General features: G+C 64.6%; 16 protein-coding genes and 1 pseudogene. 8 read left to right on the top strand and 9 right to left on the bottom strand.

Features of this window, described 5'->3' with window-relative positions:
- Positions 1-28: 28 nt before the first annotated feature.
- Complete coding sequence (rbsK, locus tag KVT39_RS11635; RefSeq protein WP_217589120.1) at positions 29-955, bottom strand: ribokinase; 927 nt, start codon at positions 953-955, stop codon at positions 29-31.
- 286 nt (positions 956-1,241) lie between these two features.
- On the opposite strand from rbsK, the gene KVT39_RS11640 reads away from it, so the two are divergent.
- The 5 genes from KVT39_RS11640 (at position 1,242) to KVT39_RS11660 (ending at position 4,320) form a co-directional block, all read left to right on the top strand.
- Positions 1,242-1,382: a hypothetical protein gene (locus tag KVT39_RS11640; protein WP_165948022.1), complete on the top strand. Its 141-nt coding sequence runs from the start codon at positions 1,242-1,244 to the stop codon at positions 1,380-1,382.
- Positions 1,379-2,185: a transporter substrate-binding domain-containing protein gene (locus tag KVT39_RS11645; protein WP_105391434.1), complete on the top strand. Its 807-nt coding sequence runs from the start codon at positions 1,379-1,381 to the stop codon at positions 2,183-2,185. Before KVT39_RS11640 ends, KVT39_RS11645 begins: the two co-directional genes overlap by 4 nt.
- A gap of 65 nt (positions 2,186-2,250) precedes the next feature.
- Positions 2,251-2,937: an amino acid ABC transporter permease gene (locus tag KVT39_RS11650; protein WP_034184580.1), complete on the top strand. Its 687-nt coding sequence runs from the start codon at positions 2,251-2,253 to the stop codon at positions 2,935-2,937.
- Positions 2,934-3,584: an amino acid ABC transporter permease gene (locus KVT39_RS11655; RefSeq protein WP_034184579.1), complete on the top strand. Its 651-nt coding sequence runs from the start codon at positions 2,934-2,936 to the stop codon at positions 3,582-3,584. The genes KVT39_RS11650 and KVT39_RS11655 overlap by 4 nt, the downstream gene beginning before the upstream one ends.
- Positions 3,571-4,320 (top strand): amino acid ABC transporter ATP-binding protein, encoded by a 750-nt coding sequence (locus tag KVT39_RS11660; RefSeq protein WP_034184578.1) that lies wholly within the window; start codon positions 3,571-3,573, stop codon positions 4,318-4,320. Before KVT39_RS11655 ends, KVT39_RS11660 begins: the two co-directional genes overlap by 14 nt.
- A 301-nt stretch (positions 4,321-4,621) precedes the next feature.
- Here KVT39_RS11660 and KVT39_RS11665 read toward each other — a convergent pair whose 3' ends face one another.
- Positions 4,622-5,599 carry an AraC family transcriptional regulator gene (locus tag KVT39_RS11665; protein ID WP_175748034.1) on the bottom strand — a complete coding sequence of 326 codons (978 nt, stop codon included), beginning with the start codon at positions 5,597-5,599 and terminating at the stop codon, positions 4,622-4,624.
- Between the two features lie 94 nt (positions 5,600-5,693).
- Between KVT39_RS11665 and KVT39_RS11670 the strand changes: the two genes are divergently transcribed.
- On the top strand, positions 5,694-6,527 hold the full coding sequence (locus KVT39_RS11670; RefSeq protein ID WP_034184567.1) for an oxidoreductase: 834 nt from the start codon (positions 5,694-5,696) through the stop codon (positions 6,525-6,527).
- 160 nt (positions 6,528-6,687) lie between these two features.
- Positions 6,688-7,524 carry an alpha/beta fold hydrolase gene (locus KVT39_RS11675; protein ID WP_217589122.1) on the top strand — a complete coding sequence of 279 codons (837 nt, stop codon included), beginning with the start codon at positions 6,688-6,690 and terminating at the stop codon, positions 7,522-7,524.
- A 300-nt stretch (positions 7,525-7,824) separates the two neighbouring features.
- On the opposite strand, the gene KVT39_RS11680 is transcribed toward KVT39_RS11675, so the two are convergent.
- The 3 genes and pseudogenes from KVT39_RS11680 to KVT39_RS11690 form a co-directional block, all read right to left on the bottom strand.
- A complete protein-coding gene (locus KVT39_RS11680; RefSeq protein ID WP_105391501.1) occupies positions 7,825-8,097 on the bottom strand; it encodes a hypothetical protein in 273 nt (90 codons plus the stop codon).
- A gap of 587 nt (positions 8,098-8,684) precedes the next feature.
- Positions 8,685-9,338 (bottom strand): YitT family protein, encoded by a 654-nt coding sequence (locus KVT39_RS11685; protein WP_105392788.1) that lies wholly within the window; start codon positions 9,336-9,338, stop codon positions 8,685-8,687.
- Positions 9,339-9,476: 138 nt separating this feature from the next.
- Positions 9,477-9,662: pseudogene (locus tag KVT39_RS11690) on the bottom strand (aminotransferase class IV); the annotation flags it as partial.
- A gap of 194 nt (positions 9,663-9,856) precedes the next feature.
- Between KVT39_RS11690 and KVT39_RS11695 the strand changes: the two are divergent.
- Positions 9,857-11,005, top strand: coding sequence for a porin (locus KVT39_RS11695; RefSeq protein WP_217589124.1), 1,149 nt, complete (start codon positions 9,857-9,859; stop codon positions 11,003-11,005).
- 91 nt (positions 11,006-11,096) lie between these two features.
- Here KVT39_RS11695 and rfbB read toward each other — a convergent pair whose 3' ends face one another.
- Genes rfbB through rfbA form a run of 4 tightly spaced genes read right to left on the bottom strand, consistent with a single transcriptional unit; the run spans position 11,097 to position 14,444 of the window.
- Positions 11,097-12,101: a dTDP-glucose 4,6-dehydratase gene (gene rfbB / locus KVT39_RS11700; protein WP_034184563.1), complete on the bottom strand. Its 1,005-nt coding sequence runs from the start codon at positions 12,099-12,101 to the stop codon at positions 11,097-11,099.
- Positions 12,098-12,982 carry a dTDP-4-dehydrorhamnose reductase gene (gene rfbD, locus KVT39_RS11705; protein ID WP_105392792.1) on the bottom strand — a complete coding sequence of 295 codons (885 nt, stop codon included), beginning with the start codon at positions 12,980-12,982 and terminating at the stop codon, positions 12,098-12,100. The genes rfbB and rfbD overlap by 4 nt, the downstream gene beginning before the upstream one ends.
- Positions 12,979-13,551: a dTDP-4-dehydrorhamnose 3,5-epimerase gene (gene rfbC / locus KVT39_RS11710; RefSeq protein ID WP_105392793.1), complete on the bottom strand. Its 573-nt coding sequence runs from the start codon at positions 13,549-13,551 to the stop codon at positions 12,979-12,981. The genes rfbD and rfbC overlap by 4 nt, the downstream gene beginning before the upstream one ends.
- On the bottom strand, positions 13,548-14,444 hold the full coding sequence (gene rfbA, locus KVT39_RS11715) for a glucose-1-phosphate thymidylyltransferase RfbA (protein WP_034184560.1): 897 nt from the start codon (positions 14,442-14,444) through the stop codon (positions 13,548-13,550). Before rfbA ends, rfbC begins: the two co-directional genes overlap by 4 nt.
- Positions 14,445-14,482: the final 38 nt, after the last annotated feature.

Raw genomic sequence — 14,482 nt, forward strand, 5'->3', positions numbered from 1 at the left:
CCAATTGTCTCGTCGATGAAGGCGCCGGTCAGAGGCCGGCGTCGCGGAGGAAGCGTTCGAACGTCGCGGCGTCGGCGTACGACTTCTGCGTGCCGAGGCCCGTGACCGAATGCGCGGCGTACGCGGATGCGCGGCGCATCGCGTCGATCGCGTCGTGCGACGCGGCATAGCAGCGCGCGAAGCAGCCGATATACGCGTCGCCGGCGCCCGTCGTATCGCGCGCGTCGACCGGTACGCCGGGCACGTGCTGTACACCGTCGCGCGACACGAGCAGCGAGCCCTTGTCGCCGAGCGTGACGAGCACGTGCTTCAGGCCGCGCGCGACCAGCGCTTCGGCGGCGCGCGCCGCGGTGTCGCGCGAATCGACCGGCATGCCCGACACGATCGCGAGTTCGGTTTCGTTCGGCACGAAGAATTCGACGGAGCGGATCCGCTCGAAATCGAGGTCGGCTACCGCGGGCGCGGGGTTCAGCAGCACGGGGATGCCGTGCCGTGCGCCGAACGCGATCGCGTGATAGACGGTGTCGAGCTCGATCTCGAGCTGCAGCACGATCAGCGCGCATTCGGCGAGCATCGGCGCGGCCGCGTCGATGTCGGCCGGCTTCAGGTGGCGGTTCGCGCCCTTGACGATCAGGATGCTGTTGCTCGAATCGGGTTCGACGAAGATCGGCGCGACGCCGCTCGGCACGCCGGCGACCTTGCGCACGTGCGTGGTGTCGATCCCTTCGCGCTCGAAGTTGCGGATCGTGTTGTCGGCGAACACGTCGTCGCCGACCTTCGTCACCATCACGACGCGCGCGCCGAGGCGTGCGGCCGCGACCGCCTGATTCGCGCCCTTGCCGCCGCAGCCGAGCTCGAAGTTCGGTGCTTCGAGCGTTTCGCCCCGGGCGGGCATGCGCGCGACATAGGTCACGAGGTCGACCATGTTGCTGCCGATGACGGCGATTGTCTCCATCTGCGTCTCTTCCTTGGTATGGGGTGCGCCGCATGCGCGGGCGGCGGCGGCTTGCTACGAGTGATAATAAAATCACATTAAATGTGAAAATGCAATCTTCAGATGTTAGCCGCGTCACTATTTGGGATGAGGGCGTACGGTGGTTTTGCTGACGGGAGCCTGCCTGTCCTTCCGCGACCGCCGGCCGATTCGTCTGGTCAGACTGGTCGGATGGTTTGGTGCATGGACGCGCGCCGCGAACGGGCAACCGCGGCGTCCGGCATCGATTCATGCACCGAAATGAGGAATGCATTTCGGCATGCTCGGCGGCTATTGCCGACAATTGAAGGGTGAAGCGGGGGTGGCCCGGTTTTTGCTGAAGTGGGGATGGCCGCGCAACGGTTGCGCGCTGCCCGACGACAGACGAGACAAGGAAGACTCACCGTGAATTCGATCACCCGACCGTTCCCCCGACGCGCATGGCTGGCTGCGCTGATCGCCGCGCCCGTGATGGCGCTGTTTGTCGCCGCGCCCGCGCGCGCCGACGCGCTCGACACCATTGCGAAAAGCGGCGCGCTGCGCGTCGCGGTGCCGGAGGACTATCCGCCGTTCGGCTCGGTGGGTACGGACATGCAGCCGCAGGGCTATGACATCGACATGGCCGAACTGCTTGCGAAATCGCTCGGCGTGAAGCTGAAGCTGGTGCCCGTGAACAGCGCGAACCGGATTCCGTATCTGACGACCAACAAGGTCGACATGGTGATCTCGTCGCTCGGCAAGACGCCGGAGCGCGAGAAGGTCGTCGACTTCTCGACCGCGTACGCACCGTATTTCCAGGGCGTGTTCGGGCCGGCCGACGTGAAGGTGAGCACGCCCGCTGACCTGAATGGCAAGACGGTCGGCGCCACGCGCGGCGCACTCGAGGAGATCGCACTGTCGCAGCTCGCACCGAACGCGACGATCAAGCGCTTCGAGGACAACAACGCGACGATCCAGGCGTTCCTGTCCGGGCAGGTGCAGTTGATCGCGGCCGGCAACATCGTCGCGGCAGCGATTCTCGCGAAGAATCCGCCGCGCCGGCCCGAGGTCAAGTTCGTGATCAAGAATTCGCCGTGCTTCGTCGGCGTGAACAAGAACGAAGCACGCCTGCTCGCGAAGATCGACGACGCGATCGCGCATGCGAAGCAGGACGGCACGCTGAGCGCGATGTCGAAGAAGTGGCTCGGCCAGCCGTTGCCTGCCGGCCTGTGAGCGAGCGCCGCCGTGCCTGCGATGGCGCGGCGATCGTCGTCTGAACCCGATTCTTCCCATCTGTCATGAGCTATCAGCTTCGATTCGGCGAGCTCGCCGAATACGCCGGCATGTTCGCGAGCGGCGCGGCGACGACGTTCGCGCTGACCGCCGTCGCGACCGTGCTCGGTGTTTCGATCGGCGTGCTCGGCGCGGCCGCGTACAGCGCCGATGCGCGCGCGGCCGTGCGGCTGCGCCCGTTGGTCGGCGCGTACGTCGAGGCGATTCGCAATACGCCGTTCGTCGTGCAGCTATTCTTCATCTTCTTCGGATTGCCCGCGCTCGGCGTGCACATCGACGAATACACGGCCGCGATTCTCGCAATGACGCTGAATCTCGGCGCGTACTCGGTCGAGATCGTGCGCGCGGGTGTCGCCGCGGTGCCGAAGGGGCATCTCGAGGCGGCCGCCGCGCTTGCGATGTCGCGCGCGCAGATGCTGCGCCACGTCGTGTTGCCGCAGGCGCTCGCGAAGGTGTTTCCGGCGCTCGCGAGCCAGATCGTCATCACGATGCTCGGCTCGGCCGTCGTGTCGCAGATCTCGGTGGCCGATCTCACCTATGCGGCGAGCTACATCCAGTCGCGCAATTTCCGCTCGTTCGAAACGTATTTCGTGATCGCGCTCGCGTATCTGGCGATGGCGCTGTTGCTGCGCGCCGCGCTTGGCTCGATGGGGCGCCGCCTGTTCTCCCGCCGTGTGCGAGGTGCGCGATGATCGATTTCACGTTCGGGCAGATTCTGGCAAACCTGCTGCTCGCCGCACGCTGGACGGTCGTGCTGTCGATCGTGTCGTTTCTGTCCGGTGGTCTCGTCGGCCTCGGGTTGCTCGTGATGCGCGTATCGAACTCGCGCGTGCTGCGCAGTTGCGCGAAGCTGTATATCGAGGTGTTCCAGGGAACCCCGTTGCTGATGCAGCTGTTCGTGGTGTTCTTCGGCCTGCCGCTCATCGGTCTCGATGTGTCGCCGTGGATTGCGGCCACGGCCGGCCTCACGTTCTTCACGAGTGCGTATCTCGCGGAAATCTGGCGCGGCTGCGTCGAGGCGGTGCCGAAAGGGCAGTGGGAGGCATCGGCAAGCCTCGCGATGAGCTACGTCGAGCAGTTGCGTCACGTGATCCTGCCGCAGGCCGCGCGCATCGCGATCGCGCCGACGGTCGGGTTCGGCGTGCAGGCCGTGAAGGACACGGCGCTGGTGTCGATCATCGGCTTCACCGAGCTGACCAAGGTCGGCGTCGCGATCTCGAACGCGACGTTCCGCCCGTTCGTCGTGTACGGGCTCGTCGCACTCATCTATTTCGCACTCTGTTATCCGCTTACCCGTTACGCGCGCACGTTGCAAAGGAGATGGAATGCCGCTCGTTGAAACCCGTGGTCTCGAAAAGAATTTCGGTACCCATCATGTGCTCAAGGGCATCGATTTCTCCGTCGAACGCGGGCAAGTCGTGTCGATCATCGGCCGCAGCGGCTCGGGCAAGAGTACGCTGCTGCGCACGCTCAACGGGCTCGAGAGCATCGACGCGGGCACGATCGCGATCGACGGCGAACGCGTCGACGCGCGACACGCGGACTTGCGTGCACTGCGGCTCAAGGTCGGGATGGTATTCCAGCAATACAACCTGTTTCCGCATCTGAGCGCCGGGCAAAACGTGATGCTCGCGCAGTCGGTCGTGAAGAAGTCGCATCGCCAGCAAGCGCGCGCGATCGCGGAGCTGATGCTCGAGCGGGTCGGCCTCGGCGACAAATTCGACGCGTTTCCGGAACAGCTGTCGGGCGGTCAGCAGCAGCGCGTCGCGATTGCGCGCGCGCTCGCGATGAAGCCGAGCGTGCTGCTGTGCGACGAAATCACGTCGGCGCTCGATCCGGAACTGGTCGGCGAGGTGCTGGGTGTCGTCGAGCAGCTCGCGCGCGACGACATGACGTTGATCATGGTCACGCACGAGATGAACTTCGCGCGCGCGGTGAGCGACAAGGTGGTGTTCATGCATCAGGGCAGGGTCTGGGAGAGCGGGACGCCGGAGGAGATCTTCGCGCGACCGGGGACGGTGGAGTTGAAGAGGTTCCTTGGAGGGCTTCAGAAGACGGAAGAGTTCGCGAGCTGACGGCGGTCCGCTCCGATCCGCGGATGTTCGTGATGGCGCTTGATCTGCTCCGGGCCGCGGTGGCGTGTTGCTCGCGTCGCACGTGAGTTCGCTCGGCGCGGCCGTCACGCCGAGCGCGATCGCGAGCCTGTTCGCGTTCATGGCGCCGCAGGCGTGGTGGTCGCTGCTGCGGGCGATCGTGCCGATCGATCGCGTTCGTGCTGGCTGGCGCGTCGGCGCTCGCGGGTGCGGTGCCGCGCGCGGCGGGGCCACACGTCGCGACCAGGTTCATGCACCGGACCGCCATCCGGCCACGCACCTCTCAATGCGACGACACAAACACCGCGTCCTCGAACGCCTCCGGAATCGCGAAGCTGTCGCGCATGCGCTGCGTTTCCTTCGCCGGCGTCAGGCCGAACAGGCGCTTGAATTCCCGGCTGAACTGCGACGGGCTCGTATAACCGACCGCGTAGCCGGCCGCCTCGGCCGTCAGGTCCTGGCGCACCATCAGCAGCCGCGCCTGATGCAGGCGTGTCGACTTCAGGTACTGCATCGGCGACACCTGCGTGATCGCCTTGAAGTGGCTGTGAAAGCTCGGCACGCTCATGCCGGCCTCGTCGGCCAGTTGCGACACGTCGAGGGGCCGCGCGTAATCGGCATGGATCACGCGCAGCGACCGGCCGATCCGGCCGAACTGTCCGCGCATCGCGAGTGCGCTGCGCATCGCGCTTCCCTGTGCGCCGGTCAGTACGCGGAAATACAGCTCGCGAAGCAGCGCCGGGCCGAGCACCGCGGCTTCGAGCGGCTGCTGCATCGCCTCGACGAAGCGCAGCACCGACGCGTGCATCGCTGCATCCATCGGCGTCGACATCATGCTCCTGGGCGCCTGCACGTGTTCCGCCACGCCTTCGCGGTCGATCTGCGCCGCGAGTTCGGCGGCCATCGTGAAATCGAGGTGCAGGTACAGCGCGAGAAGCGGGCGCTCGGGCGTCGCGTCGGTTTCCATGCTGAACGGGACGGGTACGGACACGGCGAGGTAGTGATGTTCGTCGTACAGATAGCATTCGCCGCCGAAGTAGCCGCGCTTGCGGCCCTGGCACACGATCACGATGCCCGGGTCGTACAGCACCGGCGTGCGCGACAGCGCGCGGTTCGAGCGCAGGATGCGCACGCTCGGCAGCGCCGTCAGGTTGTAGCCTTCGTCGGGCGCCAGCGTGCGCAGCAGCGCGACCAGGCGTTTGCGGTTTCGCGGTGATGACGACAGTGACGAATGTCGGGTGGAAGAGGACTCGGCGCTCATAGTTTTGTGCAAGAAAATCAGCGGAATCGGACTTATTCGACGTTGATCGTCAGACTAGTATGCATGCTTCAATCGACATTCGGGAGAAGCGAACATGGCATCCGGCAACCTCATGCTCATCACCGGCGTCAGCAGCGGCTTCGGCCGCGCGCTTGCACAGGAGGCGCTCGCGGCCGGCTACACGGTGGTCGGTACCGTGAGAAGCGCGCAGGCGGCGCGGGAATTCGAAGCGCTGTCCGTGCAGGCGGCTTTCGCGCGCGTGCTCGACGTGACCGATTTCGACCGCATCGACGGCATCGTCGCGGAAATCGAAGCGAATGTCGGGCCCATCGACGTGCTGGTGAACAACGCCGGCTACGGGCACGAAGGCATCATGGAAGAAGCGCCGCTCGCCGAGATGCGCCGGCAGTTCGACGTGAACGTATTCGGCGCGGTCGCGATGATGAAGGCCGTCGTGCCGTTCATGCGCGCGCGCCGGCGCGGCCGCATCCTGAACATCACGTCGATGGGCGGCCACATCACGATGCCGGGAATCGCGTATTACTGCGGCAGCAAATTCGCGCTGGAAGGCATTTCCGAAACCGTCGGCAAGGAGCTCGAGCCTTTCGGCATTGCGGTGACGGCCGTGGCGCCCGGTTCGTTCCGCACCGACTGGGCCGGCCGCTCGATGGCGCGCACGCCGCGCTCGATCGCCGACTACGACGCGATCTTCGATCCGATCCGCAACGCGCGCGAGGAGAAGAGCGGCAAGCAGCCGGGCGATCCCGCGAAGGCCGCGCGGGCGATGCTCGCAGTCATCGCGGCGGAACATCCGCCCGCGCACCTGCTGCTCGGCAGCGATGCGCTGCGGCTGGTGCGGAACAAATTGTCGGCGCTGGAAGCGGAAATCCATGCGTGGGAGGCCGTGACGGTGTCGACGGACGGTTGACGATCGGCGCACCGGCATCGCTCGCATCGCGGGCGTTTATTTACCGCCAGTAGATGATCGGCAGTCGCGTCGCACCGTGGCGTCACGGTTTCACAATAAAGGCAGATAATGGCTGCCGGCCGTTACGCCGAGTTCGTCCACCTCACAGGAGTCAATCGCGATGCCATACGTCACTACGAAGGATAACGTCGAGATTTTCTACAAGGACTGGGGCCCGAAGGATGCACAGCCCATCGTCTTCCATCATGGCTGGCCGCTGTCTTCCGACGACTGGGATGCGCAGTTGCTCTTCTTCGTTCAGAAGGGCTATCGCGTGATTGCGCACGACCGGCGCGGCCACGGCCGCTCGGCGCAGGTGTCGGACGGTCATGACATGGATCACTACGCAGCGGACGCGTTCGCGGTTGCCGAGGCGCTCGACCTGCGCAATGCGGTGCATATCGGTCATTCGACCGGCGGCGGCGAAGTGGCCCGCTACGTCGCGAAGCACGGCCAGCCGGCCGGTCGCGTCGCGAAGGCGGTGCTGGTCAGCGCGGTGCCGCCGCTGATGCTGAAAACCGAATCGAACCCCGAAGGCTTGCCGATCGACGTGTTCGACGGCTTCCGGAAGGCGCTCGCCGACAATCGCGCGCAGTTCTTCCTCGACGTGCCGAGCGGCCCGTTCTACGGTTTCAACCGGGCCGGCGCGACGGTGCACCAGGGCGTGATCCGGAACTGGTGGCGGCAGGGGATGGAAGGCAGCGCGAAGGCGCACTACGAAGGCATCAAGGCGTTTTCGGAAACGGATCAGACCGAGGACCTGAAGTCGATCACCGTCCCGACGCTCGTGCTGCATGGCGAAGACGACCAGATCGTGCCGATCGCGGATGCCGCGCTGAAGTCGATCAAGCTGCTGCAGAACGGCACGCTCAAAACCTATCCGGGTTATTCGCACGGCATGCTGACGGTCAATGCGGACGTGCTCAACGCCGACCTGCTGGCGTTCGTGCAGGCGTAACGGTATCGGCGGGCGATCCGGCAGCGCCGTTTGAAACGGCTGCCGGATCGCCTGCCGCATCCAATATGCGTTGCATTGCGATAGTCCCTGCCGAGTCCGTTCTCCGATTCCAGTTCCTCGAGCCGACGGGCATCGGCCACATCCTGCCGCCGAACTTATCAATCGAAAGAAGTGCCGCGTTGCGGGCGTGAGTGTCATGCCTCATCGTTTTTGGAACTGCAATAAACAACGGGGCTGGATTGAAAAATGGAAATCCAGCCCCTGGCGCCGAATGTCGGTAATTTCCGGGTTATTTAAAGTTTATCGAATGGCAAAGCGGGTGGCCGGGGAACCATTCGCGCAATTATTGCCGTAGATAAACATATTTCTGTTTTCGGAGTATGCCGAATAAATCAACGGATAAACTTCCTTGGCGCTGAATGAATAGGCGCCGTCGCCAATGGTCACCAGCAGATTGCCGGTGGCGTCGGTTTCGATCTTGTCGATCTTGCCGGCCTTGCAAAGTGCCTGTGCGGAAGCGTACGAGGAGGCGAACATCAGGGCCGAGAAAAGCACGGTCGCAATCTTTTTCATGTTTTTTCCTAGGGTAATAATGAGTGGAGTAACGCGGTTTGGTGTCGCATGGCCATGCCCGGAACTACATGCCTGATTTTCCAGATCGCCGATTCTCGTGTGTCGAGAAGTCTGCGCTGGCCTGGTCAGGCAAAAAACTCGTGAGGATTAACATCTAAAATAATATTCATGCACCTCCGTTATCTCGTCGATTTGGAATTGCGATGTTGCGGCGCGGAACACAGGCTATTGATTGGATTCGATGGATTCCAATCGAATTAATTTATCGACTTCTTGGTTCGATAATTTTTAGAATTAACTCTGTTTTCGTAAATTTTCGATGAGGCTGTTTTTGTTTATTGATTGCTGTGGGAATTTGAATAATCGGCGATGAATATTGATTCGCTGAAAAGATCGACGGTATCGACATCCATCCGCACGCTCGCGATCTGCGCCGCGAAGGCGGGCCGCGCGTCGCGAAACGCGGCGAGCGCATCAACTGCACCGGGGACTTGCGTTTGATATGTCCGTTGGCTTTCCGTTGCTTCCGTCGGCGTGAGGCTGCCGATACCGGCTGGACGAGATGTGCCGGTATATCGACCGGGCGCTCAGGGCGCGGTACCGGTATAACGGCCCGGGCGATGCCATGCGACGACCATCGCGCTCATGGCGACGGCGCTGATCGCAGACCAGCCGACGCGATCGGCCTGAATGACCAGCGTGGACGTCAGCAGGATCATCGCGTCGATACACACTTGCGTAATGCCGGCGTTAATGCCTCGCACGCGCTGCAGCCACAACGTGACGACACCGGTGCCGCCGACGCCCGCGCCGTGCCGCGCGAGCGCAAGAACGCCCATGCCGCACAGCGTGCCGCCCACCAATGCCGCGAACAGCGGGTTCACGAAGGCAATTTTCAGGGTCCGGGGCATCGCCGCGAGGGCGAACGTGATGCCGCAGCTCGCGATCGTCGATTTGATCGCGAAACGTGGCCCCATCACGAAGTGCGCGAAGATGAAGAATGGCAGGTTGACCAGCGTGAAGATCGTCCCCACCGATAACGGACAGAGGTACGAAACGAGCAGCGCAATGCCGGCGATCCCGCCGGTGACAAGTCCGGCCGCCTTGAGCAGGACGAGCCCGATAACCACAAAGGCCATGCCGACCATCATCCCGTAGATGTCTTCGAGCACGGAGTGCGGCGTTGCGCTTGTGTCGCGTGTCGGGATGGCGCCGGATACGGCGCCTGATTCGTGCTTCATGATGTCTGCAGCCACATCGGGACGGTGGATCGAATCCTCCCAGGTCGATCGCGCCGCGGGTTCCTGGTACGTGCCGATGTCTCCTGGCGGCGCGCGCCAGGCAGCTTACCCAGGCAAAATTATTTGGGCAAATAGCTCGAATGCGTACGGCGACTCGTCGACGGCGATACCTTCACGCGTCGCCGGTTCGATGATCGACGCGCGCGCGATGCCCGGCAGGATCGGGCCCGACAGCGGCGGCGTGCGCAGCGAGCCGTCGTCCGAAACGAAGAACCCGTTCATGCAGCCTGGTTCCTCGATCCACTTGTGTCGCGCGGCGTCGAGACACTGCTATCCGTTTTCCGTCCCTCCAAACAGCCCCCGTTTCGAAGAGCACCTTTCCACCGCAGGTGACTAACAGCGGAAAAACGGCTCATTACACTGCGCCCGTCGCATCGCCGAGAGATCTCGACGCGGCACGCATACGCAGCGCACAAGCGTTGCGACCGGCAAACGAAAGACTTTGGGGGGAAATCGTCATGAACAAGCGTTGGGGGATCATCGCGCCCGCCGCCTTGCTTGCTGCCGCCGCGCATGCACAAAGCAGCGTGACGCTGTATGGCAAGATCGAGGACGGCATCAACTACACGAGCAACGCACGCGGCCACGGAACCGTGCAACTGCAGAGCGGCTACGATTACGGCAGTCGCTGGGGTATCAAGGGCACCGAGGACCTCGGCGGAGGCTACCAGGCGATTTTCACCCTCGAGAGCGGCTTCGACGTCAACAACGGAAAAATGAGCCAGGGTGGCCGGGAATTCGGCCGTCAGGCCTTCGTCGGTATCGCATCGGATCGCTACGGCACCGTGACGTTCGGCCGTCAGTACGATCCGAGCGTCGACGTTTTCTCGCCGCTCACCGCAAACGGCAACTGGACGGGCTATCTGTTCTCGCATCCGTATGACAACGACAACACGGACTACTCGTTCCGCGTGAACAACGCGGTCAAGTACGTGTCGCCCGTGTGGCACGGGATTACCGCGGAGGCGATGTATGGATTCAGCAACCAGGCGGGCGGCTTCGCGAACAACCGTCTGTATGGCGCCGCGCTGCAATATCAGCAGGGCGGGCTAACGGTCGGCGCGTCATATTTGAAGATCAACAACGCCCACAATGCCGATTCGACCGGCGCGATTACCGGCGACAACACGTTCGACGCGTCGTCACAGCAGAACATCGGTATCGGCGTGAATTACGCGTTTTCGAATGCCCTCGTCGGGTTCACGTATTCGCACGTCGACGTCTACGATCCGACGTCGAACGCGTATTTCACCGGTACGACGCAACCGGCGGGCGGTGCGTGGAAATCGTGGAAATTCGACAACTTCGAGGTGAACGGGCTCTATCACTTCACGCCCGCGTTCTACATCGGTGCGGCATACACGTACACGCAGGCTCGTGTCGCTTCGACGGTCGGCGCGTTCAATCCGAAGTGGCATCAGCTGAGCACGAAGTTCAATTACGACATGTCGAAGCGGACGTCGGTGTTCGTGGAAGGCGTCTACCAGCACGCGATGAACGCGCACACCGGAACCGACTTCGACTACGCGTACGTTCCGGGCGCCGCCGATATCTCGTCGGGCCCGAACCAGTACGTCGTGCGGGTCGCGCTGCTGCATCACTTCTGAGACCGACGCCGTTCGCGGCTGCCGCACACCGTGCGACGGCCCCGATCCGCATGACGGACGCGACGGGCAATGTCGAGTGACGTCAGGATGCCTACAGATACCAGTCGAGCGTCTTCAGGATGCCCGTCTCGAAGGTTTCCGTCGGCTTCCATCGAAGTTCGCGCTCGAGCTTGCCTGCGTCGATCGCATAGCGGCGATCGTGACCGGGGCGGTCGGCGACGAAGTGCTTGAGGCGCGCGTGCGGCGCGCCCTGCGGCCGGCGCACGTCCAGCAGCGAGCAGATCAGGTCGACGATGTCGGCGTTGCGCCACTCGTTGCATCCTCCGACGTTGTACGTCTCGCCGACCGTGCCGCGCCGGATCACGGCATCGATCGCCCGGCAGTGATCGTCGACGTATAACCAGTCGCGGACGTTCGCGCCGTCGCCGTACAGCGGAATGGGTACGTCGTCGACGCAGCTGCGGATCACCGTCGGGATGAACTTCTCGGCGTGCTGGCGCGGGCCGTAGTTGTTCGAGCAGTTGGTCGTCGTGACCGGCAGCCCGTACGTGTGGAAGTACGCGCGCACGAGATGGTCGGAGCCGGCTTTGCTGGCGGAATACGGCGAATTCGGCGCGTACGGCGTGGTTTCGGAGAACGGTGGATCGTCCGGCGCGAGCGATCCGTACACCTCGTCGGTGCCGATGTGATGGAAGCGGCGCTGCGCGTGCGCGTCGGCGTCCCGCCCCGTCATCCAGACCGTGCGCGCCGCGTCGAGGAGGGTCCAGGTGCCGACGACGTTCGCACGGACGAATTCGCCCGGGCCGGTGATCGAGCGGTCGACGTGGCTCTCGGCGGCAAAGTGGACGATCGTGTCGATCGCGTGGTCGCGCAGCAGGCTCTCGACGAGCGGCCGGTCGCAGATGTCGCCGAGCACGAAGCGGTGGCGGCCGGTGTCTTCCGAGCCGGCGAGATGATCGAGGCTGCCGGCGTAGGTGAGCAGGTCGAGATTGATGATCCGGACCTGCGGATCCGTCGCGAGCAGGTAGTGGACAAAGTTGGCGCCGATAAACCCGGCGCCGCCGGTGACGAGGACATGTTTCGGTCGATGGCTCATGAGGGTCGTTTCCAGGTATCGAGCACGTCGGCGAGCGCCGGGATCCAGCAGGGCGCCTCGATGCCGAAATGCTCGCGAATGCGGGTGCAGTCGAGTGCGGAGTTCACCGGGCGCGGCGCCGGCAGCGGATAGGCGGCCGTGCGGATCGGGCGCACGAGCGGGATGCGATCGATGAGGCCGGCGCGCCGTGCCTGCCCGAAGATCGTCTCGGCGAACCCGTGCCAGGTCGTGACGGGCGTGCCGCACAGGTGGTAGGTGCCCCAGCGCGTCGTGGCGCCCGTGCGGTGGCGATCCGCGATCGCAAGCAGCGCGTCGGCGACCGCGCCGGCGTGCGTCGGGCCACCATACTGGTCGGCGACGACCGCGAGTTCGTCGCGCTCGCGGCCGACCCGCAGCATCGTGCGCACGAAATTGCCGCCGTGCGCGCCGAACACCCACGCGATCCGGAGGATCAGGTGCGCATCCGGCAGCCGCTGGCGGACCGCTTCCTCGCCAGCCCATTTGGTGTGCCCGTAGACACCGAGCGGCGCGACGCCCGCCGCTTCGTCGTACGCGCCTTGCGCGCGGCCGTCGAACACGTAGTCGGTCGACAGGTGCAGCAACGGGATGCCGGCCGCGGCGCACGCATCGGCGAGCGTCGCCGGGCCGGCGCAATTGGCGCGCCATGCGGCGTCGGGTTCGGTTTCCGCGCGATCGACGGCCGTCCACGCGGCCGCATTGATCACGAGCGTCGCGCGGTGCGTGGCGAGCGCATCGCGGACAGCCTGCGGATCGGCGATGTCGAGCTGCGCGCGGGACAGCCCGATCGCCGGGCGCGTACCCGCGCGCAGCAGGAGTTCACGACCGACCTGGCCGAGCGCGCCGGTCACGACGATCGTCATCGCCGGGCTCCTTGAAGGTCGGGCGACGCCGGTGCACGGTCGCGCAGGCGCGGCTGTCGGCGATCCTTGTCGGACAGCTCGAACGGCACGTCGAGCGCGGGCCATTCGATGCCGATGTCGGGGTCGTCCCACAGCACGCCCGCATCCGACGACGGATCGTAGTACGCGGTGCACTTGTACGCGAAGTCGGCCTCGTCGGACAGCACGCAGAAGCCGTGCGCGAAGCCCGGCGGAATCCACAGCTGGCGATGCGACACGTCGTCGAGCACGGTGCCGAACCAGCGCCCGAGATGCGGCGAACCGGGCCGGATGTCGACCGCGACGTCGTACACGGCGCCGCGCGACACACGCACGAGCTTGCCCTGCGGATGCCGGAACTGATAGTGCAGGCCGCGCAGCACGCCGCGCCGGGAGCGCGAGTGGTTGTCCTGCACGAAGCCCGCGTCGACGCCCGCGTCGCGCAGCCAGGACTCGCGATAGCTTTCGACGAAGAAGCCGCGCGCGTCGCCGAAGCTCGCCGGTTCGATCAGCAGCACACCCGGCAGCGTCGTCTCGATGACGGACGTCATGCGGCGACCTCCTTGTTCAGCACGTCGAGCAGGTAACGGCCATACCCGCTTTTCGACAGCGCATGCGCGAGCGCTTCGAGCCGTTGCGAGTCGATCCAGCCGAGCCGGTACGCGATCTCCTCGGGGCACGCGATCTGCAGTCCCTGACGTGCCTGCATCACCTGGATGAAATTCGCCGCATCGAGCAGCGACTCGTGCGTGCCGGTGTCGAGCCACGCGTAGCCGCGGCCGAGGATCTCGACGTTCAGCTTGCCGTTCGCCAGATAGGCGCGGTTCAGGTCCGTGATCTCCAGCTCGCCGCGCGCGGACGGGCGCACCTCCTTCGCGAGCGAGACGACGTCGTTGTCGTAGAAGTAGAGACCCGTCACCGCGTAGTGCGATTTCGGGTCGCGAGGCTTCTCTTCGAGATCGATCGCCCGCCCGTGCTCGTCGAACGAGACGACGCCGTAGCGCTCCGGGTCGCGCACGTAGTAGCCGAACACCGTTGCGCCCGTCGTGCGCGCGGCGACGCGCTGCAGCAGCGACGACAGCGCCGGACCGTGATAGATGTTGTCGCCGAGCACGAGCGTCGCCGCGTCGTGTCCGATGAACGACGCGCCGATCACGAACGCCTGCGCGAGCCCGTCCGGGCTCGGCTGCACCGCGTACGAGAAATTCATGCCCCACTGTTCGCCGTCGCCGAGCAGTTGCCGGAACGCATCGAGATCGCGCGGCGTCGAGATGATCAGGACGTCGCGGATGCCGGCCAGCATGATCGTGCTGAGCGGGTAGTAGATCATCGGCTTGTCGTACACCGGCATCAGCTGCTTCGATACCGAATGCGTGAGCGGATGGAGCCGGGTGCCGGATCCGCCCGCCAGAATCAGTCCCTTACGGCCAGTCGCTGTGTGCATGATGTCCTCGCTGTGATGAAGAAGGGCGGGCCGTGTGC

It is taken from the genome of Burkholderia sp. GbtcB21 (genome assembly GCF_019091065.1).
Classification (GTDB): domain Bacteria; phylum Pseudomonadota; class Gammaproteobacteria; order Burkholderiales; family Burkholderiaceae; genus Burkholderia; species Burkholderia pyrrocinia_C.

What these genes read in the sequence shown, in the direction of transcription:
- KVT39_RS11660 (WP_034184578.1), top strand. Translation starts at nt 3,571, where the DNA reads ATGCCGCTCGTTGAAACCCGTGGTCTCGAAAAGAATTTCGGTACCCAT.
- KVT39_RS11665 (WP_175748034.1), bottom strand. Translation starts at nt 5,599, where the DNA reads ATGAGCGCCGAGTCCTCTTCCACCCGACATTCGTCACTGTCGTCATCA.
- KVT39_RS11640 (WP_165948022.1), top strand. Translation starts at nt 1,242, where the DNA reads ATGCATTTCGGCATGCTCGGCGGCTATTGCCGACAATTGAAGGGTGAA.
- rfbC (WP_105392793.1), bottom strand. Translation starts at nt 13,551, where the DNA reads ATGACGTCCGTCATCGAGACGACGCTGCCGGGTGTGCTGCTGATCGAA.
- rfbA (WP_034184560.1), bottom strand. Translation starts at nt 14,444, where the DNA reads ATGCACACAGCGACTGGCCGTAAGGGACTGATTCTGGCGGGCGGATCC.
- KVT39_RS11680 (WP_105391501.1), bottom strand. Translation starts at nt 8,097, where the DNA reads ATGAAAAAGATTGCGACCGTGCTTTTCTCGGCCCTGATGTTCGCCTCC.
- KVT39_RS11675 (WP_217589122.1), top strand. Translation starts at nt 6,688, where the DNA reads ATGCCATACGTCACTACGAAGGATAACGTCGAGATTTTCTACAAGGAC.
- rfbD (WP_105392792.1), bottom strand. Translation starts at nt 12,982, where the DNA reads ATGACGATCGTCGTGACCGGCGCGCTCGGCCAGGTCGGTCGTGAACTC.
- KVT39_RS11695 (WP_217589124.1), top strand. Translation starts at nt 9,857, where the DNA reads ATGAACAAGCGTTGGGGGATCATCGCGCCCGCCGCCTTGCTTGCTGCC.
- KVT39_RS11685 (WP_105392788.1), bottom strand. Translation starts at nt 9,338, where the DNA reads ATGAAGCACGAATCAGGCGCCGTATCCGGCGCCATCCCGACACGCGAC.
- rbsK (WP_217589120.1), bottom strand. Translation starts at nt 955, where the DNA reads ATGGAGACAATCGCCGTCATCGGCAGCAACATGGTCGACCTCGTGACC.
- KVT39_RS11650 (WP_034184580.1), top strand. Translation starts at nt 2,251, where the DNA reads ATGAGCTATCAGCTTCGATTCGGCGAGCTCGCCGAATACGCCGGCATG.
- rfbB (WP_034184563.1), bottom strand. Translation starts at nt 12,101, where the DNA reads ATGAGCCATCGACCGAAACATGTCCTCGTCACCGGCGGCGCCGGGTTT.
- KVT39_RS11670 (WP_034184567.1), top strand. Translation starts at nt 5,694, where the DNA reads ATGGCATCCGGCAACCTCATGCTCATCACCGGCGTCAGCAGCGGCTTC.
- KVT39_RS11655 (WP_034184579.1), top strand. Translation starts at nt 2,934, where the DNA reads ATGATCGATTTCACGTTCGGGCAGATTCTGGCAAACCTGCTGCTCGCC.